Below are 17,161 nucleotides of genomic sequence, written 5' to 3'. Positions count from 1 at the left end.
CACAGAGAACGGCTGCGCAATCCCTCGGGACGGCGCAGCCGTTTTTTACTGTGCAATATACTGTACAGTTACACTCAGAAGGCTGCCTTGCTCAGGACTTCGGCGCTCTGCCGGCCTCTTGAATTGAAGGAACCCCCTTGTGCAGTCCCGCCGAGATCACCAGCGAGATTACTGCAAACACCGCCATCAGGATGAAAAGAGAATGCAGGCCGCCCTCCAGCGCCCCTTGCAGACTGCTCCAGGCTTCTCCGGTCAGGGTGCTTCCGCCATGCGGATTAAGCAGCTGATTAATATCCGCTCCGGCCGCAGCCGCTCCCGGCTGCTCCGCCAGCCTCCGGTCGATGCTGAAATTCAGCCATGACCCGAAGATCGCCACCCCCACGGTCTGTCCGAGGGAGCGGATGAAGGTATTCAGTGCCGTCGAGGCCCCGCGCTGCTCGTGCTGCACCGACGACTGGGCGATGATGGTGAAGACCGTTGAAGCATAGCCGAAGCCGACCCCGCAGCACAGCATCAGGAACAGAAGCAGCCCCTGGGAGGAGCCCGCATCCAGCAGCGTCAGGCCCACCGCAGCTATGGCCACCAGGAACAGCCCGAGCATCCCGGTCCGGCGTGTCCCTGCGCGCAGAATCATTCTCCCCCCGGCGATTGAGCCGAGCATCCAGCCCACCGACATCGGGGCCAGCAGCAGGCCGGAGAGTGCCGCGCTTTGGCCGAATACGCCCTGCACCCACAGCGGAACATAGGTCGACAAGCCGATAATCAGTGTGCTGACCAGCAGATTCGCTCCGGTGGAGACCGCAATGTTACGGATCGAGAACAGCTCCAGCGGCAGCATCGGTTCCGGTGCACGGCGCTCCACGAAGAGGAAGAGCACAAGCAGCAAGGCAGCAGCAACGAGAATCGATACCAGCAGCGGTGAATTCCAGGCCAGACTCTGCCCCCCTGTCGTCAGCCCGAAGAGCAGCGCCCCCATGCCTGCAGCGAACAGCAGCACTCCGGCCACATCAATTCTCGTCTTACGGCGCACCCGTTCCTCCTTGAGATAGCGCGAAATGAAGATAATCGATAAGACGCCAAAGGGCAGATTGAATACAAATACCCAGCGCCAGCTTAAATAATCGACCACATACCCGCCGAGCAGCGGCCCCACCAGGGAAGAAATCCCCCACACCGAGCTAAGCAGCCCCTGGGTCTTCGCCCGCTCCTTCAGGCTGTAGATATCCCCGATAATCGTAAAGGTCATCGGAATCAGCGCCCCTGCGCCAATCCCCTGTATCCCCCGGAAAAGGATAAGCTGCCCCATACTCTGCGATACTCCGCATAACAGGGAGCCCGCCAAAAACACTATTGCCCCGCCAATGAAGACGGGCTTGCGGCCGATCAGATCGCTAAGCTTGCCAAAAATAGGTGTAGTGACCGCCATCGCCAGCAGATAGGCGGTAAAGATCCAGCTCAGCCACTTCATCCCCTGGAAATCTCCGACAATTGCCGGACCCGCCGGCCCGGTCACTGTCCCTTCAATCGCCGCCAGAAAAGTAGCCAGCAGCACGCCTGTCAAAATTAACTTCCGTTCTGTTTCCCCCGGTGACTTCAAATGAACCCCAATCCTCTCTATGTTCTTAAATCTGCGCTGCCTCTCCGCAGAGCAGGGAATAGATCTGTACATCCTGATAGCCGGAGGCCGTGTGCCGGTACTGCCGCAGCAGTCCCTCCTGCCGGAAGCCCAGCCGCTTCAGCAGCCGCCCGGCCCGGAGGTTGTCCGGATGGCATAAGGCCTCAATCCGGTTCAGCCCCATCGTGCCGAAGCCGAATTCCAGTACAAGCCCCAGCGCCTCCCGCATATAGCCCCTTCCGGCAGCCGCCGGGGCCAGCTCGAACCCGATCTCCCCCCGGTAAGCACCCTGCAGCTGCCAGTAGTTATACCCGCAGCTGCCGATCACTTCGCCCTCCGGTCCAAGGATACTCCAGCGCAGGCTATCCTCCTCCGCCGCCCACCGGGCCAGCAGATCTATTAACTCTTCTGCCTCTTCCTTAGACGACATAGGCGGGGCATTCAGCCAGGAAGCCACCTGCGGGTCGCTCCAGATCTCAAGCAGCGCCTGCGCATCTGAGCGGGCCATGGCGCGAAGCTGCACTCTCGGACCGTTCAATTCCGGTATATCCCCGCCGCATACATACATAATCCCGTCCCCTTTCAGCCTGCTACCAGTATACATCAATTGCAGGCATTCCCAGAAGGAGATTCCGGCAGGTGTACACCTCCGCATTCAAAAACAGCGCCTGTCCCATGGCTTGCCGCCACACGGTCAGACGCTGTTCCTTATGCTAAATGTTATGTTCCATCCGGTGCAGCCCCGACAGACTTAACCCGATGCCCCCGCAGCCTTAGCCGGCTTCAGCACCTCCGTGCACAACACTCCAAGCTTGGCCTGAATCGCTTTGAACTCTTCAATGCCCGTTCCCGTAAGGCTGTAAGCGTCGCCATGGGCCGTAAGGAAATTCTCCTGGGTCAGCCGTTCCAGCTCCTGCTTCACTTCGCGTTCCGCTACCCGGTAGCCCAGGTTCTCCAGCTCCGGCAGCATCTCCGTCAATGTCAGATCCCTCTCGTGTGCAAAATAAAGCATGTGGATTCCCATAAACAAGTTCTGTACATCGGCGCGCATGTTCCACTCCTTCTGGCTACTAGCCTGCTGTATTTATAAAAGCATTACCCTGCCCGGAGTTCCCGGAAACAGGGGTGCAGGCAGAACCCATTCCCCCACCATTCCTTCCACTAAGAGTAAAAACCTGGTTCGTCTCTGTTAATGCTTGACGTATTGCGCTTCCCTGTACTATCTTGATAGTTAACAGTTATGGGATTCATACTGACTCAAGGTACAGGAAGGTGATGCTTCATGTTTCAAGCCATGCCTTATGATGGCACCCGCAGTGAACGGTTCGAGGCCGTTCTCAGCCAGCTCGGAGCACTGATGGAAGGTGAGCCGAACGCAATTGCCAACCTGGCCAACGCTTCGGCGCTCTTAAAGCTCTCTCTGCCGGACACCAACTGGACCGGCTTCTACCTGTATGACGGCACAGAGCTGGTGCTCGGTCCCTTCCAGGGACTCCCGGCCTGCATCCGTATTCCGCTGGGCCGCGGTGTCTGCGGAACCGCAGCCGCCGAGCGCCGCACGCTGGTCGTGGGTGATGTTCATGCCTTCCCGGGACATATTGCTTGCGATGCTGCCTCCAATAGCGAAATTGTAGTGCCGCTGATCAAGGGAGATACCCTATACGGTGTGATGGATATTGACAGTCCGCTGAAGCACCGCTTCGACGACGAGGAACGGCGCTTCCTGGAACGGTTCGCCGCCATGGTCTCCGAAGTGCTCTAGTATTAGTCATTTTGAACAAAGCCGCCCCACCGCAGGAATCATTCCCGGGTGGGGCGGCTTTTTCACTTGCAGCTACAGTCTGACCGGATCGATGTGCCAGATCTCGGAGGCATAACGGCTAATCGTGTTATCGCTGGAGAATTTGCCGGAATGACCGATGTTAATGATAGACTTCTTGAGCCATTCCTTCGGATTGCGGTAGGCCAGGTCAATCTTGACATGGGTCTCCACATAGCTGGCGAAATCCTTCAGCACGAAGAATTCATCGTTATTGTCAATCAGCGACTGGAAGAGCGTATCGAATTCCTGGGCGTGGGAGCAGAACGGTCCCGGTATTACCAGCTGATCCAGCACCTCCTTCACCCGGCCGTCGCCATTGTAAATATCGCGGGCATGGTATCCGCCGTACTGGTAGTAATCGAGCACCTGCTCTGCCCGCAGTCCGAACAGGAACATATTATTGTCCCCTACCATCTCATGCATCTCCACATTGGCCCCGTCCATGGTCCCGATGGTCAGCGCACCGTTCATCATGAATTTCATGTTCCCGGTGCCCGAGGCCTCCTTGCTTGCCGTGGAGATCTGCTCGCTGACATCGGCGGCCGGAATGATCTTCTCGGCCAGGGATACCGAATAATTCTCCAGGAAGAAGATGCGGATCTTCCCGTTAATGTCCGGATCCCGGTTCACGACATCGGCTACCGTATTAATCAGCTTAATGACCCGCTTGGCGAGATGGTAGCTCGGAGCGGCCTTTGCACCGAAGATGAAGGTACGCGGGACGATATTAATCGAAGGATTATCCTTGATCTGATTATACAAGTGCATGATATGCAGTACGTTCAGCAATTGGCGCTTATAGGCATGGAGCCGCTTCACCTGGACATCGAAGATCGAGTCCGGGTCCACCGGGATGCCGTGCCTGCTTGTGATGTATTCGGCCAGCTTCAGCTTATTGCTCCGCTTGATCGCCGCCACCTGCTCCTGGAAGGAGGCATCCTCACTGTATTTGATCAGCCCGATCATCTCCTGGGGCTGATGCATCCAGCGGGTGCCGATCGACTCGCTGATCAGGCCGGCAAGTCCCGGATTCGCGTGCTGCAGCCAGCGGCGGTGCGTAATGCCGTTGGTCTTGTTGTTGAAGCGGTGCGGATACATTTCATTGAACAGCCGCATTTCACGCTTTTGCAGAATCTCGGTATGCAGTGCCGCCACCCCGTTCACACTATGGCTGGCGACAATCGCCAGATGGGCCATCCGCACCTGGTCGTCATGGATAATCGCCATCTGGTTGATCCGGTCCTGGTCGCCGGGATATTTGCTCATCAGCTCGCCGCAGAACCGGGCATTGATCTCCTCTATGATGAGGAAGATGCGCGGCAGCAGCTCTTTGACCATGCCGAGCGGCCACTTCTCCAGCGCCTCGCTCAGAATCGTATGGTTGGTATAGGACACCATCCGGGTCGTCATGTCCCAGGCCTGATCCCAGCCCAGACCATGCACATCCATCAGAATCCGCAGCAGCTCGGGGATCACCAGGGTAGGGTGAGTATCATTAATATGCAGAGCTACCTTATCAGGAAGACTCTCAATGGGAAGACCTGTCTTGGCGAAGGTACGCAGAATACTCTGCAGCCCCGCGCTGCACAGGAAGTATTGCTGCTTCAGGCGCAGCAGCTTGCCCTCGTACTGGGAATCATCAGGATACAGGAATTCCGAGATCGACTCCACGGAACGCTTGTATTCCAGGAACTTGTGATAATCACTTCCGCCCAGAGAGCTGAATACTCTTGAAGGCTGGGTGATCGACTCCGCACTCCAGTTCCGCAGGGTGTTCACATGCCGGCGGTCTGCGCCGATGATCGGAATGTCATACGGAACCGCCCGCACTGCTTCATAATCCCGGTGCTCGAACACCAGCTCCTCATTCTCCCAGCGGGTATCAACCTGGCCCCAGAACCGCACCTCCACCTGTTTGTCCTCGCGGCGCACTTCCCACACATTATCATTCTGCAGCCAGTAATCCGGCAGCTCCACCTGATAGCCGTCCACAATCTTCTGCTCGAACAGGCCGTATTTGTAGCGGATGCCGCAGCCGTGCCCCGCGTATTGCAGGGAGGCAAGCGAATCCAGGAAGCAGGCGGCCAGGCGGCCCAGCCCCCCGTTGCCGAGTCCGGCATCGGCTTCGACCTCTTCAATATCCTGCAGGCAGAAGCCAAGCTCCGCCAGACCTTCGCGGACAACCTCGAGCACACCCATGTTCAGCAGGTTATTGCCCAGCAGCCTGCCGATCAGGAACTCCATGGAGAAATAATAGACCTGCTTATCCTTGTCGATTTTGAACTTCTGATTGGTGGCCGCCCAGTCTTTACCGGCACTCTCGCGGATCATATTGCCGAGAATATTATAGACGTCGGCATTCGAGGCTTCTTCCAGCGGCTTGCCTAACTTCCCGATGAGCTTCTCACGGAACACTTGTTTGAATGCTTCCTTATCGTTGAACAACAGCAGGTTCCCCCTAACAGATGGTTATAGTGGCTCTGAAATGGCCTGAAGTGGTCTGAAATGCGCCTATATTACAACACTGGATCAGAAGAATGATCCCTTTAGCGGCACCATTCCCCTGATCCAGATATTATATCTTGCTGCTCTTGGCAATGACAAACGGACGCCTGCTGTCGCCGACGAGAATCCGGTCTTTGCTCAAGTGCACATCTTTGTCCATAATCACATTCTCAATAACAGCGTTCTCTTCAATGACGCATTTCTGCATAATAACAGAGTTGATAATCCTGGCGCCCTTACGGATCTGCACACCGCGGAAGATGACGCTATTCTCCACACTGCCCGCAATGACACAGCCGTTCGCCACCAGCGAATTGCTGACTGACGAGCTGTCGAGGTAACGGGTCGGCGCCTCATATTTGATCTTGGTCTGCACCGGATTCTCCTTGAACAGACCGAAGTAATTATCCTGCTTCAGCAGCTCCAGGCTATTCTTGTAGTAGCTCTCCAGCGAATTGATCACGGAGTGATACCCCTTGTATTCATACGCGGCGATCTTGAACTTGTGACGGTTCTTCTGGATCGCATCCCGGAAGAAGTAGCTCTCGCCATGGGCGATGCAGTGCTCCACCTGCTCCAGGAACATCTTTTTCTCCATAATAAAAATATCCAGATACACATTCGGGTGATGCTTCTCATGGTGGATATTCGTGACCCTGTTCTCGTCATCAAGCTCTACCCGCAGACACGGATCATGCTCCGGCTGAAGCTCATCAATCTGCTTGTAGACCATGGTGACGTCTGCACCCTGCTCCAGATGGTATTGATACAGATCCTGCAGATCCACCGTATTGATATGCTGGCTGCCGGAGAACACAATATATTTGGCGGATGCCCGCTTGAAGAAATCCAGATTGTTGTGATAATGCTGGAGGTCGCCCAGGGAGGTATCCGTCGGGTCATTCCAGTCCGGCGGAAGGATGAACAGCCCGCCATGCTTGCGGTTCATATCCCACGATTTCCCGTCACCCAGATGGTCCATCAGCGAACGGTATTTGCGGCGGACGAACAAGCCTACGCTCTCCAGCTCCGCGCGCATCATGTTGGACAGGACGAAGTCAATCAGCCGGTAGCGGCTGGCGAAGGGGACCGCTGCACCGCAGCGGAAGTAGGTCAGTTCATTCAGACTATCCAGTTCATGATCAAGATTAATTACGCCCATCAGCTCTTTCATCGTCAATCCCCCGTCCTCTTGTGGTTATATGGTTCTGGCTGCTGCCGATTTCAGTCGCTTGCTACGTTTGTCGATCAGCAGAATTTCATCCTCATTCTCCCGCTCGATGCCAATCTCCATATTATCCTCAATGACCGTATTCTCACTGATGATGGCTTTGTGAATCTTCACATTCTTGCCGATCTTGACCTTGGGCATGATGACAGAATCCGTAATGACGCTGCCTTCACCGACCTCGACCCCGTAGAATAAGACCGAATGCTTCACCTCGCCGTACACAATGCAGCCCTCATTAATGATGCAGCTCGACACCTTGGCTCCCGGTGCCACATACTGCGCGGGCTGATTCGGATTGCGGGTGAAGATTCTCCAGCTTGTATCATTCAGGTTCAGCGGAGGCGTATCGCTCAGCAGATCCATGTTCGCCTCCCAGAGGCTGTCTACCGTACCCACATCCCTCCAGTAGCCTTCAAAAGGATACGCATACAGGGACTGGCCTTCGTCCAGCATCATCGGAATGATATCCTTGCCGAAGTCATGCGATGAGCCGGTATTCTCCCCGTCCTCCAGCAGATGCTTGCGCAGCACACTCCATTTGAAAATATATACACCCATCGAAGCCAGCGTGCTCTTGGGCTTGGCCGGCTTCTCCTCGAACTCGTAAATCTTGAGATCCTCCTCGGTATTTAGAATACCGAAGCGGCTGGCTTCCTCCAGCGAAACGTCAATGACCGAGATGGTGCAGTCAGCGTTCTTGGACTTGTGATACTGAAGCATGGCATGATAGTCCATTTTGTAAATATGATCGCCCGACAGAATTAACACATGCTCCGGGTCGAACTGGTCGACAAACTTCAGATTGCGGTAGATCGCATCCGCCGTCCCCCGGTACCAGCTGCTTCCGTTCTCCCGTTCATGCGGAGGCAATACGAATACGCCGCCGTCCTTGCGGTTCAAATCCCAGTCGCTGCCCACTCCGATATACGAATGGAGCACCAGCGGCTCATATTGTGTCAGCACGCCCACGGTGTCAATGCCCGAATTCGAGCAGTTGCTTAAGGGAAAGTCGATAATGCGGTAGGTTCCTCCGAAATACACAGCCGGTTTGGCGATCGACTTGGTCAGCCCTTTTAATCTTTTCCCTTGGCCTCCCGCTAATAGCATAGCTACCATCTCTTTTTTCTTCATGGAAGAGCCTCCTTGACTTATGGGTGATGAAACAGGTAATAAAAGAAGTAGACCATAAGAAAATGCGTGCAACGGGAACAATTCGGTTTCAAACGGGGAAGAAAACAGAGCATCGGGACAGCGGTCCGGGACTGCCGGGCAAAATGCTTACCCTCTCCGGTGTTATCCTATATTCTAAAGTGTTCTATATCTGCCGTCAAAACCCTTTATTGCCTGCCCTGAAGCATAAAATTATTATGCATACTACCTATTGTATGACTTCTTGTATGACTTCATAATTCCGTATAATTCGATTAACCATTATGATTAACCTTAAACAGTCCGGGTGAATCGGTGCGCTGGCTCCATAGACCTATTTTTCAGCCGGCTTTCAGCCTCCGGCGTCATACTACGGACATACTATAATTACTGAAAATGGAGGAACGGCCGATGAAAGCAGCACAAGACACAGGCATCCGCCTGCTTCTGGTCGATGATGAGCCTCATATTCTACAGTTCCTGGAGCTGGGACTGGTCAATGAAGGCTACGAAGTACAGACAGCCCCGGATGGCGAGTCCGCGCTTGCAGCGATGGCCTGCTTCAAGCCGCATGTTGTCATTCTCGACCTCATGATGCCCGGCATGGACGGCTTCGAGGTGTGCCGCCAGCTCCGCCTGGAGGAAGCGGATGCCGCGATCATCATGCTGACGGCGAAGGACGAGGTTCAGACCCGTATCGCTGGCCTGAACCTGGGTGCGGATGATTATATGATCAAGCCGTTCAGCTTCGGAGAGCTGCTGGCCCGGATTCAGGCGCGGCTGCGCAACCAGTTCCCGGGGCTGCTGGGCGAGGTACGCTGCGGCCCCTTCCGGGTGGACAACCGCCGCAAGGAGATCCGTTATAAGGACGCGGTGCTGGAGCTGTCCCCGACGGAGTATGAGCTGCTGCAGTATCTGGTGATTAACCATGGTCTGGTGCTTAGCAAGCCGATGATTCTGGACAAGGTGTGGGGCTATGACTTCGGCGGTGAGGAGAACATCGTGGAGGTCTACATCCGCTCCCTGCGGGAGAAGCTTGGCGACAAGGAGCACCGGATCATCCGCACGCTGCGCGGCGCAGGATACCGGCTGGATCTGATATGACCGACCGCTTCCGGTTCCTGCGCTCGCTGCGCAGGCAGCTGCTCGCCGCATCGCTGCTTATTCTCTCCGGATTACTTATTCTGATCGGCATCCTCCAGTATGTACTGATGCGGAATGTAATCTACAGCAACCGGGCAGAGGTAATGGAGGCACAGCTGCGCTCCCTGCCGATTGAATTCCTGCTGAACAATCCCGGATGGCCCGGCGGAGGCAGACACCAGGGCGGTGACCGCTGGCCGCTGCTGCTGGATGCCCGCACCACCATTGCTATCTACAGCCCGGCCGGCAGCTTCAGGGATCTGCAGGAGGAGACGCTGTCCACGGCTGCTGCACCCAGAATGAGCGACAGCGAATATAAACGCCTGCTGATGCTGCCTCCGCGCAAGCTGTCCGGTACCTACCAGCTGATGCCCGCAGGGGACGGCAGCGAGCATATTGTCGTCTTCATGAATTACGGGCGGCCCGGTGACACCCGGATGCTGCTGCAGATGAGCACGGAGACCGGACCGCTGCGGGAGATCATCCTGCGGCAGCTGCTGGTCTTCGGCGGCTTGTCGGCCGCCGCCCTGCTGGCCGGATTGTTCCTCTATCTGCCGGCGCTGCGCAGGACACTGATTCCCCTGTCCAATATGGGCAAGACCGCCCAGGTCATTGACGCCGGCAACCTGAATGTCCGCTTCCCGGACGGGCAGGGCCAGTTGGAGATCGACCGGCTCGCCCGCTCCTTCAACGGGATGCTGGAGCGGCTGGAGCATTCCTTCGAGGCGGAGCGCGAGGCCAAGGAACAGATGCGCCGGTTCGCGGCAGATGCCTCCCACGAGCTTCGGACGCCGCTGACTTCGATCTACGGCTTCCTGGAGGTGCTGCTGCGCGGGGCGGCGGATAACCGGGAGCAGCTCTACAGCGCATTGCAATCGATGCACGGCGAAGCCAAACGGATCAACCAGCTGGTAGAGGATCTGCTGCTGCTCGCCCGCATGGACAGCGCCCCGCAGATGCAGACCCGGGAGCTGCTGCTGGACGGGCTCATCCGTGACATGCAGCCTCAGCTGCAGGTGCTGGCCGGAAGCCGCACAGTGCTTACCGACATCTCCTCCGGCATACGGTGCCATGCTGACCCGGACCGGATCAGACAGGTGCTGCTGAACCTGTTCCACAATGCCGTGCAGCATACCGATGCCGGCACCGGTATCATTCAGATATCGCTTCATGCCCGGGGTGAGACGGCAGAGCTGGCCGTGAAGGATAACGGCCCCGGCATCGCTGCCGGGCATCTGCCTCATATCTTCGAGCGGTTCTACCGCAGCGATGCTTCCCGCACCCGCAAATACGGCGGCTCGGGACTCGGGTTGTCCATCGCCAAGTCTATTGCCCAGGCGCACGGTGGAGCGGTCACTGTATCCAGCACCCTTGGTGAAGGCTCCGTCTTCACACTGACTCTTCCACGTCTGCCGGATTCGCTAAGAGGCGGCAGTTAGCGATATAATAGAGAGCAGAGCGAAACGAGTTTTGCGAAGTGATTCAATGAGGGCTATGCTATCAAAACTAAGCGTATGCTTCCGAAGCGAGTTTTGCGAAGTGATTCAATGAGGGCTATGCTATCAAAACTTTTAGGAGGTTATCATCTCATGTACGAAATCGCCATTATTGGTGCCGGTCCTGCCGGTGCAAGCGCCGCCCTGTTCGCTGCCAAAGCAGGCAAATCCACACTGCTGATCGACAACGACAAAGGCATGACCCGCAGAGGCTGGTACGAGAACTATTACGGGATTCCTGAAATCGGCGGGCCGGAGCTGGTGGAGACCGGACATAAGCAGGCCGTGAAATTCGGGGCAGAGCTGGTAGCCGGACAAGCCGTCTCCCTGGAGGCCCGCGGCGAAGGCTTCGTGATCGGGACGGAGAGCGGCGCTTCCTATGAAGCGAAGCATGTCGTGCTGGCGACAGGAGTTCTGACTGATCTGGCCGCCTCTGCCGGCGTGACGACCAAGGACGGCACCGAGCCGAGAATCAAGACGGTGATCGCTGTGACACCGGAGGGCAGAACGAACATCGACGGCATCTGGGCCGCCGGAACCGTGGCCGGCATGAGCGTCCACGCCATCATCACCGCCGGAGACGGCGCGAAGGTGGCTGTGAACATTATCAGCGAGCTGAACGGTGCGCGTTATGTCGATCATGATTTGCTGAAGGCTTAAGCTGCAGCGGCCGCTCATCAAGAGGCTGTCCCAATGGTCATTACATGACTATTTGGGACAGCCTTTTTACATGAGTAAGACATGCTTTTCTATTGGAGTTAATGCTGTGACCGTAGTGCGTGTTCTAACTCCAATTGCATTTTCTGCAACAGATTTCACTTTAATTCGCCGTAAAGGGCGATCTATTGTATTTGATACATGTATAAAATGCAGCCGATTCTCATTCTGGTGAATTTGAGAAGCATTCTGCTGCATTAAATACAACAGAACCAATACGTGGAATAAATCCTGCCAAGTTATGGGTTGAGCCTGGAGACTCTCTGCTCCGGTGCGCTCTGCTGCGGCCTGCCGCTGTGAAATTCCTGAACGATATAGAGGGGGCGGCCCTTGGATTCATCGTAGATCCGTCCGACATATTCACCCAGAATACCCAGCATGAGCAGCACGAAACCGTTGAAGGTCAGGGTGATCCCGATCATGGATGCCCACCCCTTCACAGCTGCATCCGTAAAAAGCGCCAGGTACAGCACGTACAGCAGGTACAGGAACCCGGATGCGGACAGAAGCGCTCCAAGAACGCCAGCCAGCTTCAGCGGCTTGTAAGAGAAGGAGGTAATCCCGTCCACCGACAGCTTCAGCATCCGCCCTAACGGATATTTGGTCTCGCCGGCCAGCCGCTCCTCCCGCTCGTATTCGAGTGCCTTCTGGCGGAATCCGACCCAGCTGACCAGACCGCGCACGAAGCGGTTCTTCTCCGGCAGACGCTTGAGCTCCTCGCAGACCCTGCGGTCCATCAGGCGGAAATCGCCGGTATCCACCGGAATCGAGATATCAGTCGAATAACGCAGCACCCGGTAGAATAAGCTGGCCGTCCATTTTTTGAACAGAGACTCGCCGTTTCGTTTGATCCGCTTGGCATAGACAACGTGATATCCACGCTTCCACTCCGCAATCATCTGCGGAATCAGCTCGGGCGGGTCCTGGAGATCCGCATCAATAATAACAACCGCATCGCCCAGCGCATAATCCATACCTGCGGTAATGGCGATCTGATGCCCGAAATTGCGGGACAGATCGATCAGCTTCACACTTTCATCCCAATAGCTGTACTCCTCGATCATCTGTGCGCAGCTGTCCGTGCTGCCGTCATTGACGAAGATCAGCTCGTAGGGCTCGCCAGTTAACCCCATCACCTTTTTGATGCGCCGGTACGTCTCCTGAATAACAGCCTCTTCATTGAACATCGGTATAATGATGGAATAGCGCACTTGAATACTCATGGGCAGCTCCTCCTCAAAAGTAGTAAGGAAGCGCGCCGGCACACGTCCGGGTATTCGCGCTTCCTGATCTCCTGCTCCCGCAGGTTAGTTCAGGGTGATCTCGTACAAGGTTCCGGCATTGCCGCTGTTCTGCGTCCCCTGCCAGTCTGCCGCCGGAACCTCCGTGCCATTCGCAGTGATCCACACCGCGATGTCCGAATTGCCGCCGCGCCCGCCGCCCATACCTCCGCTTGTAACCAGGAAGTACTTCACTTTCCCGCTCTGCACCAGCGCCTTCAGCGAGTCTGTAGTATACGGCGTATCCGAGGCATTGAAGCCGTTAAGGATGACAACCTGTTCGCCTTCGTCGACAATATAGGGCGCGGCTGTTCCGTAATCCATCGCCGCGAACAGATATTGCTCTCCCGTGTTATGCGACTTAAGATAGGCCAGCAGTGACGTGTTGATGCCGGCTGCGCCATTCCTTCCGCCCATGCCGCCCATGCCACTCCTGGTGTTCATGCCGCCTATATTTGCTATATCTCCTATATTGCCCAATCCCGGCATATTCCCCATGCCGAAGGATCTGCCGCTGTCCGGGCCTGCTGCGGGAGTCATGCTGTTATTACCGTAGGTAATCGGTGTAAAGGCCCAGTAGAGCGGGCCAATCAGCAGCACCAGGAATCCGGTTACCGCTGCGGCATGCAACCAGGAATGCTTACCCCGTACAGCCTTCAGCAGCCGCAGAATGACCAGCACCGCCGTCATTACAATACCTGCTGCGAGTACCCCTAAGGACCAGCCGCTGCCGATGGTATTGTCATACGGACGGATAATGTACACTTCGAGCAGCGTTGTGCCAAGTACTGCCGCCGGCAGCAGCCAGGATTGCCAGCCCCGGCGTTCCTTGTAGCTGCTCCAGAGCTGCGACCAGCCTGCACCGGCCAGCGCAGCCACCGGCGGAGCCATCATAATCAGATAGTATTGGTGGAAGAATCCGGCGATACTGAAGAATCCCATGACAGGCACCAGCCAGGCCAGCCAGAACAGAGTCTCCTTATGCTGCGCGGTAAAGTTCCTGCGGCGCAGGCTGGCTAAGATCCCGATGCTCCCAAGCAGTACGAACGGCAGCAGCCAGCTCGCCTGTCCGGACAGCTCCTGCTGGAACAGCCGCAGCGGGCCGGGGGTGCCTGTGTTGAACATGCCGCCACCGCCGGCCATCCCACCGCGCCCGCCCGGGCTGCCGAACCCGCCGAATCCGCCGTTCTCTGCTTCTGCGCGCCGTCCGCCGTCCTGACCGCCCGGCACCATTCCGCCACTGCGTCCGTCCTGGCCTGAAGCAGTCCCGCCGCTGTCACGGCTCTGATTATCCCCGGCGGCGGAATCACGTCCGTTCATCATCCCTTGCCTGTCTGCGCCACCTTGCCCGTCAGTTCCATCCATGGGCGGGAATTCACCGTTAAAGTCCGGCATTTCCCCGTTCATCCCGGGCATCTCCCCGCCGCCGAAGCCGCCAAAGCCGCCCCCACCGCTTCCGCCAGTACTGCGGTCACCGGTCAACCTGGACACGCCGTTATAGCCAAAGGCCAGGTTAAGCACCGAGTTGGTGCCGCTGCTGCCAATGTAAGGGCGCTTATCAGCAGGAATGGAATCCACAATTACTGCCCAGGATAGAGACACGACCAGCAGTACGGCCGTGCAGGCGGCAAGCACCCCGCTCTTCTTCTTCCATTTCCCTTTGGCAGCCAGGAGGTAGAAGAGATAGAAGGCGGGAAGGACCATGTAGGCCTGCAGCATTTTCTCATTGAAGGCAATCCCGATCAGACCGAAAGCAGCAAGCAGGCTGCCTGTCCGTCCGTTGCGGGTACCCCTGAAGAGAAACCAGGCGGCCAGCAGCAGGGTGAATACCAGCACGGTATCGATATTATTCGTGCGGCTGACCGCCGCGGCTGCCGGCGCAGACGCCATCGCCAGCGCAGCCAGCCGGGCGGCGGACCGGCCGAATGAGGGCTTGACCAGCGAATAGACCAGCACAACGGAGCCGATACCGGCCAGCACCTGCGGCAGAATGACGCTCCAGCCGTGCAGCCCGAAGACCAGCGCGCTAAGCGTCTGCAGCCACAGAACGACCGGCGGCTTATCGACGGTTACCGACCCGGCAGAATCCAGTGAGGCGAAGAAGAAATTGTGGAAGCTCTGCAGCATACTTCCTACTGCGGTTGTATAGTACGTATTGGCATAGGTATCATTCCAGATTCCGTACCCGTACAGCACGGCTGCCAGCAGCAGAGTCAGCAGCAGCACCGGGTCGGCGCTTGTTTTTCTCAGCCATTTCATCATAGGTTTCACTCCGATTCGTTCATTTCTTAGGCCTATTATGGCATCGGCAGCTTAACTCATAATGAAAGCCCGCTGAATGTTTGCTGAATGCTGCACCCTGCACAGGAGCATCCAAGAGCATACGAAAGACCCCCGCCTCATGGCCCGGACCGCAGCAGCGGCGTTTCATCCGGACGAAAGACGGGGGTGATTCCCCATTCACAGTTCATGTATTAAGGTTCAGCTAAGACTTGCGGGCCAGCGCCGCGACCTTGCCCAGTGTATTCCAGTTGCGGACGGTGAGCGCCGTTCCCAGCAGCTTGTCGAACGGCACCTTGAACAGCGGAGAGTTGCTTATACTGGTTTCATATAGGGTATACATCTCGCGGCCGGTGACCCGCACCTGATCCGCACCATTCTCATAGGGACGAAGCTTCTCCAGCGCCTCACCCGCAGGCTCCGCTGCCAGGAACGAGACATAGAGCCGCTTGAAGTCTTCAGGCTCACTCAGCGGAAACGGATTGCCCGCAATCACCGCCTCCAGCTCCTTCAGGGAACGGATCATCACCGGCACCTCAAAGCCGAAGGTCTCCTGGATCTTCCCGCTGATCCTTTCCGCCAGCCCGTCGCCGGTTAATGCCTCACTCTCAAACACAACATTGCCGCTCTGGATGTAGGTGCGTACATTCCTGAATGGAAGCGTCCCGAGGGTTGACTTCAGCTCCTGCATTCTGATCACTTTGTTGCCGCCGACATTAATGCCGCGCAGCCATGCAATGTATGTATTCATAAGTGCCCTGCTTTCTCTGCAAAATTACTGTGCAGCAGACAATGCCGCCAGCCGTCTGCGGATTTCACTGACCAGCAGCTCCTTCTCGGGGAAGGACAGTCCTTCCACCAGCCGCGCAGCCGCCACCGGAAGGATCCATGGCTCAATCTCTGCCCGGGACAGGCCGGACAATCTAAGATATCTCCGAAGATATTGTGCAGTCATACGTTGTCTGGCAAAGGTGATGAAGTGCTTCGTGAACGAAGAGGGACCTTCTGGTAAAGCTCCGATACTGAACATAATATAAGACCGCGCCACATCCGCCGCCGGATTGCCGCTGACACCGGTCATCCAGTCAATGACCCACAGCTTATCGTCCATCAGGATGTTGTCCGGGTGAAAGTCACCATGGCACAGCTTATTCCCTTCGGGGAGGAGGGCCAGCTGATCCAGAATCTGCGACTTCTCATCCTCATTCAGGATAGGGGCAGCGGAAATATGCCTCTCCAGCAGCCTCTTCTGCCCTCCAGCCTCCCCTACGCCCTCCAACTGGTGGAGGCTATAGTGAAGCTCAGCCATCTGCCTGAAGCAGCTGAAGATCCGCCAGGGCTTGCGGCCCATCAGCTTAAGCAGTGTCGGCCCCATAATCTGCCGGTACACAATCCCTTGTCTGTCCTCCACCTGAATCCGCTCATACGGCTGCGGAGTCGCCACGCCTTGTTCATAGATCAGCTTACTGAGCCGGTATTCATAATCCACCTGCTGAGCAGGCACCCAGTCCCGGTAGAGCTTAAGGATTTTACCTTCCCCATACTCTCTAACTTCCGCTGTTTTGCCCTCACCAAGCATATTCCCCTGCATCGAAGCCACACGCCCTCTCCCCTAATCCAGACTAACCTTCGTATAATGCTCTACTGTAGGAAAAGGGCTGTAATAATGATGCAGCAGTGCCTTCCATTCCTGATACTGCGCGGATTCCCGGAAGCCCACCGTATGATCCTCCAGGCTGCGCCATCTGACGATCAGCAGATACTTATGATTATCCTCCATACAGTGCTGAAGCTCATGGCCCAAATAACCGTCAATCGAAGCAATCAGCGGAGAGGCCTCCCTGAAGCTCTGTTCGAAGTAATGGGTCTGCCCCGGCTTCACCTGCAGCATTGCCGCTTCTGTAATCATGCTCTCATCTCCTT

Annotated in this window: 15 protein-coding genes; 4 read left to right on the top strand and 11 right to left on the bottom strand. The window is 56.5% G+C overall.

Features of this window, described 5'->3' with window-relative positions; genetic code table 11:
• Positions 1 to 91 precede the first annotated feature (91 nt).
• The 3 genes from K1558_RS08120 to K1558_RS08110 all read right to left on the bottom strand — a co-directional run bounded on the left by K1558_RS08120 (position 92) and on the right by K1558_RS08110 (position 2,666).
• Complete coding sequence (locus K1558_RS08120) at positions 92 to 1,561, bottom strand: MDR family MFS transporter (RefSeq protein ID WP_274528452.1); 1,470 nt, start codon at positions 1,559 to 1,561, stop codon at positions 92 to 94.
• Positions 1,562 to 1,622: 61 nt separating this feature from the next.
• A complete protein-coding gene (locus K1558_RS08115; protein WP_338019674.1) occupies positions 1,623 to 2,270 on the bottom strand; it encodes a GNAT family N-acetyltransferase in 648 nt (215 codons plus the stop codon).
• A gap of 96 nt (positions 2,271 to 2,366) precedes the next feature.
• On the bottom strand, positions 2,367 to 2,666 hold the full coding sequence (locus K1558_RS08110; RefSeq protein WP_238650897.1) for a hypothetical protein: 300 nt from the start codon (positions 2,664 to 2,666) through the stop codon (positions 2,367 to 2,369).
• Positions 2,667 to 2,897: 231 nt separating this feature from the next.
• Between K1558_RS08110 and K1558_RS08105 the strand changes: the two genes are divergently transcribed.
• A complete protein-coding gene (locus tag K1558_RS08105; RefSeq protein WP_238650896.1) occupies positions 2,898 to 3,377 on the top strand; it encodes a GAF domain-containing protein in 480 nt (159 codons plus the stop codon).
• Between the two features lie 72 nt (positions 3,378 to 3,449).
• Here the strand turns inward: K1558_RS08105 and K1558_RS08100 are convergent, their stop codons facing one another.
• The 3 genes from K1558_RS08100 to K1558_RS08090 form a co-directional block, all read right to left on the bottom strand.
• Positions 3,450 to 5,882, bottom strand: a complete 2,433-nt coding sequence (locus K1558_RS08100; protein WP_238650895.1) for a glycogen/starch/alpha-glucan phosphorylase — start codon at positions 5,880 to 5,882, stop codon at positions 3,450 to 3,452.
• Positions 5,883 to 6,012: 130 nt separating this feature from the next.
• A complete protein-coding gene (glgD, locus tag K1558_RS08095) occupies positions 6,013 to 7,116 on the bottom strand; it encodes a glucose-1-phosphate adenylyltransferase subunit GlgD (protein ID WP_238650980.1) in 1,104 nt (367 codons plus the stop codon).
• A 24-nt stretch (positions 7,117 to 7,140) separates the two neighbouring features.
• Positions 7,141 to 8,304, bottom strand: a complete 1,164-nt coding sequence (locus tag K1558_RS08090) for a glucose-1-phosphate adenylyltransferase (protein ID WP_238650894.1) — start codon at positions 8,302 to 8,304, stop codon at positions 7,141 to 7,143.
• A 429-nt stretch (positions 8,305 to 8,733) separates the two neighbouring features.
• Between K1558_RS08090 and K1558_RS08085 the strand changes: the two genes are divergently transcribed.
• The 3 genes from K1558_RS08085 to K1558_RS08075 all read left to right on the top strand — a co-directional run bounded on the left by K1558_RS08085 (position 8,734) and on the right by K1558_RS08075 (position 11,621).
• Entirely contained in the window at positions 8,734 to 9,426 is a 693-nt protein-coding gene (locus K1558_RS08085; RefSeq protein WP_238650893.1) for a response regulator transcription factor, read from the top strand.
• Complete coding sequence (locus K1558_RS08080) at positions 9,423 to 10,904, top strand: sensor histidine kinase (protein WP_238650892.1); 1,482 nt, start codon at positions 9,423 to 9,425, stop codon at positions 10,902 to 10,904. Before K1558_RS08085 ends, K1558_RS08080 begins: the two co-directional genes overlap by 4 nt.
• A 150-nt stretch (positions 10,905 to 11,054) precedes the next feature.
• Positions 11,055 to 11,621 carry an FAD-dependent oxidoreductase gene (locus K1558_RS08075; RefSeq protein WP_238650891.1) on the top strand — a complete coding sequence of 189 codons (567 nt, stop codon included), beginning with the start codon at positions 11,055 to 11,057 and terminating at the stop codon, positions 11,619 to 11,621.
• Positions 11,622 to 11,917: 296 nt separating this feature from the next.
• Here K1558_RS08075 and K1558_RS08070 read toward each other — a convergent pair whose 3' ends face one another.
• The 5 genes from K1558_RS08070 to K1558_RS08050 form a co-directional block, all read right to left on the bottom strand.
• A complete protein-coding gene (locus K1558_RS08070) occupies positions 11,918 to 12,901 on the bottom strand; it encodes a glycosyltransferase family 2 protein (RefSeq protein ID WP_238650890.1) in 984 nt (327 codons plus the stop codon).
• Positions 12,902 to 12,985: 84 nt separating this feature from the next.
• Positions 12,986 to 15,217, bottom strand: coding sequence for a glycosyltransferase family 39 protein (locus K1558_RS08065; RefSeq protein ID WP_420800418.1), 2,232 nt, complete (start codon positions 15,215 to 15,217; stop codon positions 12,986 to 12,988).
• Positions 15,218 to 15,443: 226 nt separating this feature from the next.
• Positions 15,444 to 15,989, bottom strand: coding sequence for a DUF1697 domain-containing protein (locus tag K1558_RS08060; RefSeq protein WP_238650888.1), 546 nt, complete (start codon positions 15,987 to 15,989; stop codon positions 15,444 to 15,446).
• Between the two features lie 24 nt (positions 15,990 to 16,013).
• The gene (locus tag K1558_RS08055; RefSeq protein WP_238650979.1) at positions 16,014 to 16,829 is read right to left on the bottom strand and encodes a phosphotransferase family protein; all 816 of its coding nucleotides are present in this window, start codon (positions 16,827 to 16,829) and stop codon (positions 16,014 to 16,016) included.
• A gap of 21 nt (positions 16,830 to 16,850) precedes the next feature.
• Positions 16,851 to 17,147, bottom strand: coding sequence for an antibiotic biosynthesis monooxygenase family protein (locus tag K1558_RS08050; RefSeq protein WP_238650887.1), 297 nt, complete (start codon positions 17,145 to 17,147; stop codon positions 16,851 to 16,853).
• Positions 17,148 to 17,161: the final 14 nt, after the last annotated feature.

The sequence above is a fragment of the Paenibacillus piscarius genome, assembly GCF_022234545.1.
GTDB lineage: Bacteria > Bacillota > Bacilli > Paenibacillales > Paenibacillaceae > Paenibacillus_AQ > Paenibacillus_AQ piscarius.
The sequence above is the reverse complement of the archived record's forward strand: the minus strand, read 5'-3'. Positions and strand labels throughout refer to the sequence as shown.